Consider the following 13,031-nt stretch of genomic DNA (forward strand, 5'->3'; position numbering starts at 1 on the left):
CGCCATATTTGATGACCGAGACCAGTTCGAGTACTAGTCTCACAGAGAGCACCGCATACCCTCCAGCCGCGAGCATGAACAGCCATTCACCATCCAGTGAGACCTTCGCCCAAAGAAGCGAAAGTCCCACACAGAATCCTGCTACGCAAAACATAAGCGTGGTAGCGCTCCAATACAGTGTTCGACTCGTTCGAAACTTGGATAGCAAACCTCTTACAACACCGTAAAATGCAAACATGATGAACGTGGTAACCGTTGTCACGGTAAGCAGAATCAAGGCAGCAGGCCCATCGTCTCGATGAAGCTCGCTGGAACCGTGGTGAAACACCCCCATCCATGGCAATAATAATGCCAGGCAAAAAAACAGATACATCCTGTTTAGCTTACCCATGTTCATGGCCACAGAGAATGTTGGTATCAGCAATAACCACACGCCGTATGTCGTTACCTCTGAATGGATATCGGAAGCTCTCCCTGAATGATGATTTGATATGGCTTCCCTTTCGTCCCGCCCAAGTAAAGCCCGCCAGCCGTAGCTGCTTCTCCCAGTTCTGATCTGTGAGTGCTTGCGTTGAAATCATACGTGTCATTATAGGCCCGTGCTACACCGCCAAACGAAATTCGTCCATCATGCCCCTTATGTACTACACCCTCGATCTTGAGCGTGATATGCCCTAACCAAGTCCAGGTTATCCAAGAGTCTTGTCGCGTATTATAGGGCACTTTGGCAAGGTGGACGGGTGAGCTTCCCACAATCGCATTTGCGAATGCACTCTCAAGTGCGGGGATTTTGGTGACGGACAAATTCAGTCCAAGACGATTCAGATCCGTTTTGACGTCCGCTCCACTGCCGTCCATATAATGAGACCAAGCGGCGAACGGTGTAAGCACGCCCCCGGACAACTCGCGGGCGTCCGCAATCGTTTTTCTATATCCCCAGCCGGAGATTGCCTCACGGACAGCATCTGCCGACAATGCATGGGGGTTTAGACACATGAATTTATCTGCGAGTGGCACCTTTAGCATATCCGTCAAAAGCTCGAAAGTTGGCAAATACCGCCAGCCGATCTTGAGTTGCCGATTGACCTCCTCCATGTGTTTTATCATCATTTCACGCCAATAGCCCTCAGCATATTTCCTCAATCGCAAAGGATGCATTGCAGACATCGCAACAGCAGGGTTAGGGGGCATGAAGCCAAGCGTCGAAATCGAAAAAGCTGGGGCCACAGCATTAACATTCAGTGCAGGTAGAACAATACCAGTACTCATAGCACCCTCCTTGGGTATGATTTTTCACACCATTCATTGGTGGCTAATACAAGCTAGAACTTCTGACCACTTCTCACAACGCGATATGGCCTAACACCTCGTGGGAAATTTCTTTAAATAAGCAACCCTAAAAAAAAACCCGGACACAAGGCCCGGGTTCTTTGACAAAACCGCTGTTAACTCAATGCAGAATCTGACTGAGGAACAGCTTCGTACGATCACTCTGCGGATTATCGAAGAAGTCGTTCGGCGCGGCCTGTTCGACGATTTCGCCTTTGTCCATGAAGATCACGCGGTTGGCCACGGTGCGGGCGAAGCCCATTTCGTGGGTCACGCAGAGCATGGTCATGCCTTCTTCCGCCAGGCCAACCATGGTGTCCAGAACCTCCTTGACCATTTCCGGGTCAAGGGCGGAGGTTGGTTCGTCGAACAGCATGATTTTCGGCTTCATGCACAGGGCACGAGCAATCGCTACACGCTGTTGCTGACCGCCGGAAAGCTGGCCCGGATATTTATGCGCCTGCTCCGGAATGCGTACGCGCTCCAGGTAGTGCATGGCGATTTCTTCGGCCTTTTTCTTGGGCATCTTGCGTACCCACATTGGCGCCAGCGTGCAGTTCTGCAGGATGGTAAGGTGCGGGAACAGGTTGAAGTGCTGGAACACCATGCCCACTTCACGGCGGATGGTTTCGATCTGCTTCAGGTCCGAAGTCAGCTCGGTGCCATCGACGATGATGCGACCCTGCTGGTGTTCTTCCAGACGGTTGAGGCAGCGAATGGTGGTCGACTTGCCCGAACCCGACGGACCGCACAAAACGATACGCTCGCCCTGACGCACGTTCAGGTTGATGTCTTTAAGCACGTGGAACTGGCCGTACCACTTGTGTACGCCTTCCATCCGGATCATGCCTTCGGCGCCCAGGGGCTTTTTGATAGCTTCACTCATCTCATAAACTCCTAACGCTTGTGGCCTGTGTCCAACTTGCGCTCCAGATGCATGGAGTAGCGGGACATGCCGAAACAGAAGATCCAGAACACCAGGGCCGCGAACACGTAGCCCTCTGTTGCCATGCCGAGCCAGGTCGGGTCGGCGGCGGCTTGCTTGACGCTGTTGAGCAGGTCGAACAGGCCGATGATGATCACAAGGCTGGTGTCCTTGAACAACGCAATCACGGTGTTGACCAGGCCCGGAATGACCATTTTCAAGGCTTGCGGCAGGATCACCAGGCCCATGCGACGCCAGTAGCCCAGGCCCATCGCCGCGGCCGCTTCGTACTGGCCTTTAGGGATAGCCTGCATGCCACCGCGCACCACCTCGGCCACGTAGGCCGACTGGAACATGATGACGCCGATCAGGGCGCGCAGCAGTTTGTCGAAGTTCATGCCTTCAGGCAGGAACAGCGGCAGCATCACCGAGGACATGAACAGCACGGTAATCAGCGGAACGCCGCGCCAGAACTCGATGAAGGTCACGCACAGCACGCGGATCGCCGGCAGGTCCGAGCGACGCCCCAGTGCCAGGATCACGCCCAGCGGCAAGGCGCCTGCGATACCTACGGTGGCGATGACCAGGGTCAGCATCAGGCCGCCCCACTGGCTGGTCGCCACTTCCTGCAGGCCGAAACCGCCGTGCAGCAGGACATAGGCAATGATCGGGTACAGCACCAGGAAACACAGGCCGTAGACCGCCTTGCGAGGCACGGCCTTGATGAACAGTGGCGCTGCGCCAATGATCGCCAGCCACACGGTCAGATCGACCCTCCAGCGCAGCTCCTGCGGGTAGTAGCCGTACATGAACTGGCCGAAGCGCTGTTCGATGAACACCCAGCAGGCACCCGCCTTGGTGCAGTCGGCGCGGGTAGTGCCGACCCAGTTGGCGTCGAAGATTGCCCAGCTGAGCAGCGGTGGAACGACGAGCCAGATCAGGTAGATCGCGAACAGGGTCAACAGCGTGTTGAGCCAGTTCGAGAACAGGTTCTGGCGCATCCATGCCACCGGGCCGAAGACTTTGCTCGGCGGCGGCATGTCGGGTTTGAAAATATGGGATGTCATGCGCGTTTCCTCACCGCTCGATCAGCGCAATGCGCTTGTTGTACCAGTTCATCAGCAGGGAAATGCTGATACTGATCGCCAGGTACACGCTCATGGTGATGGCAATGACTTCGATGGCCTGACCGGTCTGGTTGAGCACGGTACCGGCGAACAGCGAAACCATTTCCGGGTAACCGATACCGGCCGCCAGCGAAGAGTTCTTCGCAAGATTCAGGTATTGGCTGGTCAGAGGCGGAATGATCACCCGCAGGGCTTGCGGGATGATGACCTTGCGCAGGGTCGGACCCGGGCGCAGGCCCAGCGAGCGAGCCGCTTCGGTCTGCCCGTGGCTGACCGACTTGATGCCCGAGCGCACGATTTCAGCGATGAACGCTGCGGTGTACACCGTCAGGGCCAGGGTCAGGGCCAGCAGTTCAGGGATCAATACCCAGCCACCGACGAAGTTGAAGCCCTTGAGCTCAGGCACTTCCCAGTGCACCGGTGCGCCGAAGACCAGCGCACACAGCGCCGGGATCACGATCATCAGGCCAAGGCCGGCCCAGAACTTGTGGAACGGCACGCCTGTTTCTTCGAAACGCTTGTTCGCCCATTTGGCCATGAACACCGTCGCGACGATGGCCAGCAGGATGCTGATGACGAACGGCCAGGTGGCCTGGTTAGTGATCGCCGCAGGCATGTTCAGGCCACGGCTGCTGACGAAGAACGATCCGAAGAAGCCATGGGCCGCACGAGGCCCCGGCAACGTCAGGAACACCGCGAAGTACCAGAACAGGATCTGCAGCAGCGGCGGAATGTTACGGAACACTTCGACGTAGATCGTCGCCAGCTTGTTAATGATCCAGTTGTTGGACAGCCGCGCCACGCCGACGATGAAGCCCAGCAGGGTCGCGAGGATCACGCCGATGAAGGTGACCAGCAGCGTGTTGAGCAAACCGATGAGGAAAACCCGCGCGTAGGTGTCCGATTCCTTGAACGGAATCAGGTGTTGCGCGATGCCGAAGCCGGCACTGTTTTCAAGGAAACCGAAACCTGAGGTGATGCCCCGATGTTGCAGGTTGGTCTGGGTGTTATCGAACAGATACCAACCCATCGCGACTACAGCGATAACCGTGATTATCTGAAATAGCCACGCACGCACTTTAGGGTCGCTGAGGGATAGCCTCTGCTTGGGTGCGCTGATTTGATTTTGCATGGGAGTGCCCCGGAATAGATGCAACGAAGTGCCCGGCTGCGGATCACGCAGCCGGGCACAGGTCAATCAACGTACTGGTGGTGCGTACTGAATGCCGCCTGCGTTCCACAGGGCGTTCTGACCGCGGTCGATTTCCAGAGCCGTGGATTTACCCAGGTTCTTCTCGAAGATTTCGCCGTAGTTACCCACTTGAGCGACGATCTTCACGACCCAGTCCTTCGGCAGTTTCAGCTGCGGACCGTAGTCGCCGTCAGCACCCAGCAGACGGGCTACGTCCGGGTTCTTGGTGGACTTGGCTTCGGCTTCGACGTTTTTCGACGTCACGCCAGCTTCTTCGGTGTTCAGCAGCGCGTAGCCAACCCAGCGAACGATGGTGGTCCACTCTTCGTCACCGCGACGAACGACCGGGCCCAGAGGCTCTTTGGAGATGGTTTCAGGCAGCACGATGTAGTCTTTTGGCGAAGCCAGCTTGGAGCGTTGTGCGTAGAGCTGCGATTTGTCGGAGGTCAGCACGTCGCAACGGCCGGATTCCAGCGACTTGGCGCTTTCGTCGGAGGTGTCGAAGGTGATCGGGGTGTACTTCAGGCCGTTGGCGCGGAAGTAGTCGGACACGTTCAGCTCGGTGGTGGTACCGGCTTGAATACAGATGGTCGCGCCGTCCAGCTCCTTGGCACTCTTCACGCCCAGCTTGCTGTTGGCCAGGAAGCCAACGCCGTCGTAGTAGGTCACGAAGCCCGGGAACACCAGACCCATGCTCGCATCACGGGAGCTGGTCCAGGTGGTGTTGCGGGACAGGATGTCGATCTCGCCGGATTGCAGCGCAGTGAAACGCTCCTTGGCGTTCAGCTGGCTGAACTTGACCTTCTTGGCGTCGCCGAACACAGCAGCGGCTACGGCGCGGCAGAAGTCGGCGTCGATACCTTTGATGGTGCCGTCTTTGTCAGGTACCGAGAAACCTGGCAGACCGTCGCTCACACCGCACTGAATGAAGCCTTTCTTCTGAATGGCGTCCAGTGTCGCGCCCGCCTGAGCGAAACTGCTGACACCAAGTGCTGCTGCGGCGGCCACTACAGCCAGGGTGGATTTCAACATCTTCATTCAAACCTCCAGTTTTGCTCTTTGTTGTGTGGGAGCCTGAGCCCCGTCGCACCCTTGTGAGGCATTAATGACCCGTGCTGGCTTGTTTTTGGGTCATGCGACGCAAGACCCGAACCCGCGGGGCGCCGAATTCCTCGATCACCGCACCGCCGGATTCGATCCGGTCAATGGATTCAAGCCCCATGATGTCCCTGAACCCGAAGGGTCATGGCGAATCGTGCCGGAATCCTGAACAATGGATCCCTTGCTGCCCCGGCATCACATCAGGCTGCATGCTTAATAGCCTAGTAGTGTTACCGCCAGGGGTGAGCGCTTTCACTCCGGGGATTGCATAGCAAAGCTTGTACCACCATGGTGGCAAACTCGAATTAGCGACAGGTCAAGTGGCAAACTTGTACCCTTGCGACATCTTCTTTCATATCTGCATAGGCCAGCCGGCGCCGACGCCCCGCCTTGAAGCGCCGCCCCAGAGCCATCGCACATAAATGGAGCACTCATGCACGAACCCCTGATCATCGAGCCGGAAAACACCGCCGATGCCTGCGTCATCTGGCTGCACGGCCTGGGCGCTGACCGCTATGACTTCATGCCGGTGGCCGAGATCCTTCAGCAAACGCTGCTCAGCACACGCTTTGTCCTGCCCCAGGCGCCGACACGTGCTGTTACCGTCAACGGCGGGTACGAGATGCCCAGTTGGTACGACATCAAGGCCATGAGCCCGGCGCGTGCCATCGACAAGGACCAACTGGAAGCCTCGGCCCAGCGCGTACTGAGCCTGATCGAAGAGCAGCGCAACGGCGGCATCGACCCGTCGCGGATCTTCCTGGCAGGCTTCTCCCAGGGTGGCGCAGTGGTATTGCACAGTGCGTTCCTGCGCTGGGAAGGCCCGCTGGGCGGCGTTCTGGCGCTATCTACCTACGCCCCGACCTTCAGCGACGAGATGACCCTCTCGGCCAGCCAGCAACGGATTCCGGCGTACTGCCTGCACGGCACCGACGATGCCGTGGTGCAGTACGCCATGGGCCGTGCCGCGTTCGAGCAATTGAACGCCAAGGGCGTCACCGTGGCCTGGAACGAGTACCCAATGGGCCACGAAGTGTTACCGCAGGAAATCGCCGATATAGGCGTCTGGCTCAAGGGTCGCCTGAACTGATCAGGCGATTTCATCCTTTCTTTTATCCTGCGTTTTTGGTATGGCACTACGCCGCGCCCGGTTCTTGCATTACACTGCGCGGCGTACATTCCTTAATCAATCGACGAGATGACCGTGCTCAAAGCACTTAAAAAGATGTTCGGCAAAAGCGAGGCTGAGCAGCTCGCACCTGCGGCGCCCCTCCCCGCTTCGAAAAGTCCGATCGAAAGCACTGCCCCGCACACCGCCACGCCCGTGGCACAACCGGCTGAAATCCCTGCCAGCCAGGCCGCTCCCGTGCCGCCCAAGGCTGCCAGGCCACGCCGCGAACGCGCGCCCAAGCCTGTCGTGGTGCCGTGGAAGCTGGAAGATTTCGCGGTCGAGCCGCAGGAAGGCAAGACCCGTTTTCACGATTTCCCCCTCGCTCCGGAATTGATGCACGCCATCCATGACCTGGGCTTCCCGTACTGCACGCCGATCCAGGCCGGCGTACTGGGCTTCACCCTCAAGGGCCGCGATGCCATCGGGCGCGCACAGACCGGTACCGGCAAGACCGCCGCGTTCCTGATCTCGATCATCACCCAGCTGACGCAGACCCCGCCGCCGAAAGAACGCTACATGGGCGAACCCCGTGCGCTGATCATCGCGCCGACCCGCGAGCTGGTGGTGCAGATCGCCAAGGACGCCGCCGCTCTGACCAAATACACCAACCTCAACGTCATGACGTTCGTCGGCGGCATGGACTTCGACAAACAGCTCAAGCAGCTCGAAGCCCGCCACTGCGACATTCTGGTGGCCACTCCTGGCCGTCTGCTGGACTTCAACCAGCGCGGCGAAGTGCACCTGGACATGGTCGAAGTGATGGTGCTGGACGAAGCCGACCGCATGCTGGACATGGGTTTCATCCCGCAGGTGCGCTCGATCATTCGCCAGACCCCGCACAAGGGCGAGCGCCAGACCCTGCTGTTCTCGGCCACCTTCACCGACGACGTGATGAACCTGGCCCGCCAATGGACCACCGACCCTGCCATCGTCGAAATCGAGGCGGAGAACGTCGCCAGCGAAAACGTCGAACAGCACATCTATGCCGTGGCGTCGGCCGACAAGTACAAACTGCTCTACAACCTGGTCAACGACAACGGTTGGGAGCGGGTGATGGTGTTCGCCAACCGCAAGGACGAAGTGCGCCGCATCGAAGAACGCCTGGTGCGCGATGGCGTCAACGCCGCCCAACTGTCGGGCGACGTGCCGCAGCACAAGCGCATCAAGACCCTGGAAGGTTTCCGCGAAGGCAAGATTCGCGTGCTGGTGGCCACCGACGTGGCGGGCCGCGGGATTCACATCGACGGCATCAGCCACGTGATCAACTTCACCCTGCCGGAAGTGCCGGACGACTACGTGCACCGCATCGGCCGTACCGGCCGTGCAGGCGCCGAGGGTGTGTCGATCAGCTTTGCGGGCGAGGATGACTCGTATCAGTTGCCGGCCATCGAAGAGAAACTGGGCCGCAAGATCAGCTGCGAAATGCCACCGACCGAATTGCTCAGGGCGGTGGTGCGTAAGCAAAGGGCGCAGCCAGCGGCAGAGTAACCGATTCCATTCTTGTAGGAGCGCGCTTGCCCGCGACCGCGTCGTGTCAGACAACATTTGCGTACCTGACACAACGCCATCGCGGGCAAGCGCGCTCCTACAGGATTCAGCGGTGAATCATTTCCAGCGATCCGCCGCCTTGTGATCGCTCTCGCGCCCTTCCACCCAGCGCGGTCCTTCTGAGGTGTTTTCCTTCTTCCAGAACGGCGCACGGGTCTTCAGGTAATCCATCACGAAATCGCACGCCTCGAACGCCGCCTGGCGATGGGCGCTGGCCACGCCGACGAACACGATCGGCTCACCCGGCTCCAGCGCGCCAATGCGATGCAGCACCTCAAGTTTAAGCAGCGGCCAGCGCTGCCGGGCCTCATCGGCGATCTTGCCCAGGGCTTTTTCGGTCATGCCGGGGTAATGCTCCAGAAACATCCCCGCCACTTCACGCCCGTCGTTGAAGTCACGCACGTAGCCGACAAAGCTCACCACCGCACCCACGCCGACGTTGGCGTCGTGCATGGCATTGACCTCGGCCCCCGGATCGAACGGCGCAGCCTGCACACGAATGGCCATGCTCAACCTCCGGTCACCGTCGGGAAGAACGCCACTTCGTCACCCTGCTCGACCGGCTCGTTCAGCGAACAGAGTTCCTGATTGCGCGCGCACATGATGCTTTGCTCGGCCAGTACATCCCACACGCCGCCCCGGGCAAGCAGATGCTGACGCACCGCGTCGACGGTGGCGAAGCTGCCTTCCAGTCGCTCGCTTTCAGTGCCCAGCGTCTCGCGAAAGCGGGCGAAGTATTGAACCTGAACATGAATACTCATGACGCACCTGCTGTTTCATCGGCCACGAAATGCCCGCTCTTGCCGCCGAGTTTCTCCAGCAGGCGAACGTGCTCGATGACCATGCCACGATCCACGGCCTTGCACATGTCATAGATGGTCAGCGCCGCGACACTGGCGGCCGTCAGCGCTTCCATTTCCACGCCGGTCTGCCCTGACAGCTTGCAGCGGGCGACGATGTGCACGGTGTCAGCGCCTTCGGCGTTGAGTTCGACCTTGACGCTGGTGAGCATCAACGGGTGGCACAGCGGAATCAGGTCGCTGGTTTTCTTGGCGGCCTGAATGCCGGCAATGCGCGCCACGGCAAACACGTCCCCTTTCGGGTGGCCGCCGGCGACGATCATTTGCAGGGTTTCGGGCAGCATGCGCACACGCGCTTCGGCCACGGCTTCACGGGACGTCACGGCTTTTTCGGTGACGTCGACCATGTTGGCGCGACCTTGGGAATCGAGATGGGTAAGCACGGGATCACTCCTGGACAGGAGCCCCAATTGTACACAATGAACTGTAGGAGCGCGCTTGCCCGCGACCACGGTGTGTCAGCGACACCATTGCCATCTGACACGTCGCAATCGCGGGCAAGCGCGCTCCTACAAGGATTTGCGTGGGATGCATGACATGGGGGCCCCAAGAAGCCCCCATGATTACGCGGCTTTACTACAAATGACTCTCCGCATACTCAGCCAGGATCGAGCGTGGTACCCCTTGCAGGGTGATGTGCACGCCGTTGGGGAAATCCTTGAAGCGCTCCGTCAGGTAAGTCAGCCCGGAACTGGTGGCCGACAGGTAAGGGGTGTCGATCTGCGCCAGGTTACCCAGGCAGACCACCTTGGAACCGGCACCGGCACGGGTGATGATGGTTTTCATCTGGTGCGGGGTGAGGTTCTGGCATTCGTCGATCAGGATCAGGCTTTGCTGGAAACTGCGGCCTCGAATGTAGTTGAGGGATTTGAACTGCAGCGGCACCTTGCTCAGGATGTAATCGACACTGCCATGGGTGTTTTCGTCATCCATGTGCAGCGCTTCCAGGTTGTCGGTAATGGCGCCGAGCCACGGCTCCATCTTTTCCGCCTCGGTGCCGGGCAGGAAGCCGATCTCCTGGTCGAGCCCCTGCACGCTGCGGGTAGCGATGATGCGACGATAACGCTTGCTGACCATGGTCTGCTCGATGGCAGCGGCCAGCGCCAGGATGGTCTTGCCCGAACCGGCCGCACCGGAGAGGTTGACCAGGTGAATATCAGGGTCCAGCAGCGCGAACAGCGCCAGGCCCTGATAGATGTCCCGCGGCTTCAGGCCCCAGGCTTCCTGATGCAGCAGTGGCTCCTGGTGCATGTCCAGCAGCAGCAACTCATCAGGTTTGACGCCCTTGACCCAACCCACGAAACCTTGCTCATCGATGATGAACTCATTGATGTGGACCGCCGGGATCTGCTCGGTCATCTGCACTTTGTGCCAGGTACGGCCATGGTCCTGGCGGGTGTCGACCTTGCTGACACGGTCCCAGAACGAACCGGTCATGGTGTGGTAGCCACGGGACAGCATCGACACGTCGTCGACCAACTGGTCGGTGCTGTAGTCTTCGGCCTCGATCCCGCAGGCGCGGGCCTTGAGGCGCATGTTGATGTCTTTGGTCACGAGCACGATGCGCACATCCTTTTTGCGCGCGTGCATGTCGATCAGCTGGTTGATGATGATGTTGTCGTTCAGATGCTCGGGCAGAAGGCTGTTGGGCTCTTCGCGCTTGCTCATCAGGATGGACAGGTAACCCTTGAAAACGCCTGTGCCGCGATCAATCGGTACCCCTCGTTCGACCTCCTCCGGGGTCGCTTCGCCTAGTGTCTTGTCGATCAGCCGGATAGCCTGGCGGCATTCTGCGGCGACCGAGTGCTTGCCCGCCTTGAGCTTGTCCAGTTCTTCGAGGACAGTCATGGGGATTGCGACGTGATGTTCTTCGAAATTCAAAAGCGCGTTTGGATCGTGGATCAATACGTTGGTATCGAGCACATAGAGGATCGGCTGGTTAGAGGAAGGGGTGCGTCCGTGGTCATCCATACTCGCTCACCTTTGTAGAAGCCTGATAACGCACTACACGACGATAGTGCGCTACGAAAAGGCCGCCGAGGCTCTCACCTTAGGGCAGGCGAGAAATGCGCAAAGTGGGGTCTGGGTGACGCCACCTGTGTTGCAGGGTTCGGCGGTCTGTTGTCGTAATACCGCAAAACCTGTGACATAAAAAAGTGTTTTGAGAAGAAATTTAAGTTTATTTCACAGCATGACGAATAGGGCTTGGCGGATGCCCTGGACCCGATTACAGTCGGAAGTCCGGTCTGCGAGAAATCCCGGCAAAATTTCGGCAGTTCCTGCCCGTTTCCTCCCCTATTCCCCTTGCTTTCCGGGCTCTTGAGCCTGATCGTCCGCTGCTGGCGCCTGCTCGCCAGCCGAGTCGTCTGCGGGCGCATCGGCATCCTCGTCATCCGGCTCGTCTTCATCGCTTTCATCCGACAGTTGCTGCGGATAAATATGACAGTCTTCCCAGACAACACCGCCCTGGGCCGTATTGGCCATCAGCCATGGCACCGCCTGTTGCGCCTTGTCGGTACTGTCATGAAACACGATGTTGCCGCGACGCCAGAGCAGCATCAGTGTCAGCACCCGGTTCGCCGCCTGCTCGGCATTCAGCCGGCCGGTCGCATCCTGTGAGTCGATGTTCCACAGTGATACGCGCAACTGCTGCTCGCGAAAGAATGGCGCGCTGTCGGCACGACGGTGGCCGTAAGGTGGGCGAAACAGCGGCACGAAGTTATCAGGCAGCGTCTGCTGCACCAGCGCGGCGCTGCGTTCTATCGAATCCTGCCAGTCGTTCCAGTGGGCGTGAGAGCGGTACTCCCAACCCTGCAAGGCCACGCACTGGCGCTGATACAAGGTCTGCAACGCTTTTGGCGATGAACCTTCGAGGCGATTCTGCAGGTTTTTGCCGAGCACGAAGAAGGTCGCGTTGATTTTCTGCTGGCGCATGAAATCGGCCAGCCAGTCGGTAGCGCCATCGGCCACTGTAGGACCGCTCTCGAAATTGAGCAGGAAGGTGCGGTCGGGCATTTCCTCGCCGCTCAATTCGTCGGAGTTGTAGCGCTCGACTTCGCTACTGGTCTGCGGGAACAACGCGGCCATGCGCAGCAATTCGTTCAGGTAACGCTGGCTGAAAGCATCGGCGGGCGCGGCCCAGCGGGCATAGAAGGAATCGTCCGCGACTTTGTACTCGGCGGCGCGCTGGCGCAGCATCGGCACGTCATCGACCAGCACGCAGAAGGAAGCGTCTGTTTCGCAGGTCTTTTCCGCTGCCTTCCAGTTATCGAACAGGCGGGTCCACATGCGGGTGCGGATCACGTTGACCGTCTGCATATTAAGCTGGCGCAGGCCCAGGCGATCGGCCAGCTGGAGATCGCTGAGGTTTTCGCTCTCGAGCAACTGATGGGCAAAACTGAGGATCTGGGCGCGGGACGCCACATCGAACAGTTGCGGCGTTTCCAGAGCCTCCGGCCAGACACTGCGATCCAGCGTCGCGATTTCTCCGGTCGCAGCCTGAGCGTTGAGCGCCAGCACACAGGCACCGATCAATAACAGCATGCGCAAAACGACGTGCTCCCAATCCTTGAATGAAGAGGCCCAAATCGGCGAGGCACTATAGCAAGTTCCCCCCGGCCTGTAGGAGCGCGCTTGCCCGCGACGGCGGCGTGCCTGAAACATTGATGGTGACTGACACGCCGCCGTCGCGGGCAAGCGCGCTCCTACAGTAGAGGTGGCTATGGGGTTGCCTATCATCACCATAGCTGGAGTCATCGGCGTGCAACCCCTAGAATCG

At 59.1% G+C, this 13,031-nt stretch carries 11 protein-coding genes and 1 pseudogene; 2 read left to right on the top strand and 10 right to left on the bottom strand.

The window, feature by feature from the left end:
• Nucleotides 1-444: 444 nt before the first annotated feature.
• From ACIPO9_RS14790 to ACIPO9_RS14810, 5 genes are all read right to left on the bottom strand, one after another.
• Complete coding sequence (locus tag ACIPO9_RS14790) at nucleotides 445-1,269, bottom strand: lipid II-degrading bacteriocin (protein WP_400781686.1); 825 nt, start codon at nucleotides 1,267-1,269, stop codon at nucleotides 445-447.
• A gap of 181 nt (nucleotides 1,270-1,450) precedes the next feature.
• Nucleotides 1,451-2,215, bottom strand: a complete 765-nt coding sequence (locus ACIPO9_RS14795) for an amino acid ABC transporter ATP-binding protein (RefSeq protein ID WP_274135115.1) — start codon at nucleotides 2,213-2,215, stop codon at nucleotides 1,451-1,453.
• Between the two features lie 11 nt (nucleotides 2,216-2,226).
• Nucleotides 2,227-3,321, bottom strand: coding sequence for an amino acid ABC transporter permease (locus ACIPO9_RS14800; RefSeq protein ID WP_274135114.1), 1,095 nt, complete (start codon nucleotides 3,319-3,321; stop codon nucleotides 2,227-2,229).
• Between the two features lie 10 nt (nucleotides 3,322-3,331).
• Nucleotides 3,332-4,513, bottom strand: a complete 1,182-nt coding sequence (locus ACIPO9_RS14805) for an amino acid ABC transporter permease (RefSeq protein ID WP_274135113.1) — start codon at nucleotides 4,511-4,513, stop codon at nucleotides 3,332-3,334.
• Nucleotides 4,514-4,579: 66 nt separating this feature from the next.
• Complete coding sequence (locus ACIPO9_RS14810; protein WP_274135112.1) at nucleotides 4,580-5,611, bottom strand: amino acid ABC transporter substrate-binding protein; 1,032 nt, start codon at nucleotides 5,609-5,611, stop codon at nucleotides 4,580-4,582.
• 496 nt (nucleotides 5,612-6,107) lie between these two features.
• Here ACIPO9_RS14810 and ACIPO9_RS14815 point away from each other — a divergent pair, with 496 nt between their 5' ends.
• Both ACIPO9_RS14815 and rhlB read left to right on the top strand, forming a co-directional pair.
• A complete protein-coding gene (locus ACIPO9_RS14815) occupies nucleotides 6,108-6,764 on the top strand; it encodes an alpha/beta hydrolase (protein ID WP_274135111.1) in 657 nt (218 codons plus the stop codon).
• A 108-nt stretch (nucleotides 6,765-6,872) separates the two neighbouring features.
• Nucleotides 6,873-8,333: an ATP-dependent RNA helicase RhlB gene (rhlB, locus tag ACIPO9_RS14820; RefSeq protein WP_274135110.1), complete on the top strand. Its 1,461-nt coding sequence runs from the start codon at nucleotides 6,873-6,875 to the stop codon at nucleotides 8,331-8,333.
• Between the two features lie 117 nt (nucleotides 8,334-8,450).
• Here rhlB and moaE read toward each other — a convergent pair whose 3' ends face one another.
• The 5 genes and pseudogenes from moaE to ACIPO9_RS14845 all read right to left on the bottom strand — a co-directional run.
• Nucleotides 8,451-8,900 carry a molybdopterin synthase catalytic subunit MoaE gene (moaE, locus tag ACIPO9_RS14825; RefSeq protein WP_400781690.1) on the bottom strand — a complete coding sequence of 150 codons (450 nt, stop codon included), beginning with the start codon at nucleotides 8,898-8,900 and terminating at the stop codon, nucleotides 8,451-8,453.
• A gap of 2 nt (nucleotides 8,901-8,902) precedes the next feature.
• Nucleotides 8,903-9,148, bottom strand: a complete 246-nt coding sequence (locus ACIPO9_RS14830) for a MoaD/ThiS family protein (RefSeq protein WP_274135154.1) — start codon at nucleotides 9,146-9,148, stop codon at nucleotides 8,903-8,905.
• A 2-nt stretch (nucleotides 9,149-9,150) separates the two neighbouring features.
• Nucleotides 9,151-9,636: a cyclic pyranopterin monophosphate synthase MoaC gene (gene moaC / locus ACIPO9_RS14835; protein ID WP_400604891.1), complete on the bottom strand. Its 486-nt coding sequence runs from the start codon at nucleotides 9,634-9,636 to the stop codon at nucleotides 9,151-9,153.
• Nucleotides 9,637-9,829: 193 nt separating this feature from the next.
• Nucleotides 9,830-11,224: a PhoH family protein gene (locus ACIPO9_RS14840; protein WP_400604893.1), complete on the bottom strand. Its 1,395-nt coding sequence runs from the start codon at nucleotides 11,222-11,224 to the stop codon at nucleotides 9,830-9,832.
• 414 nt (nucleotides 11,225-11,638) lie between these two features.
• Nucleotides 11,639-12,802 (bottom strand): annotated as a pseudogene (locus ACIPO9_RS14845) (polysaccharide deacetylase family protein); the annotation flags it as partial.
• Between the last annotated feature and the right edge of the window lie 229 nt (nucleotides 12,803-13,031).

Origin of the sequence: Pseudomonas sp. NPDC090203, from assembly GCF_044746765.1 — a bacterium.
Classification (GTDB): Bacteria; Pseudomonadota; Gammaproteobacteria; order Pseudomonadales; family Pseudomonadaceae; genus Aquipseudomonas; species Aquipseudomonas putida_AD.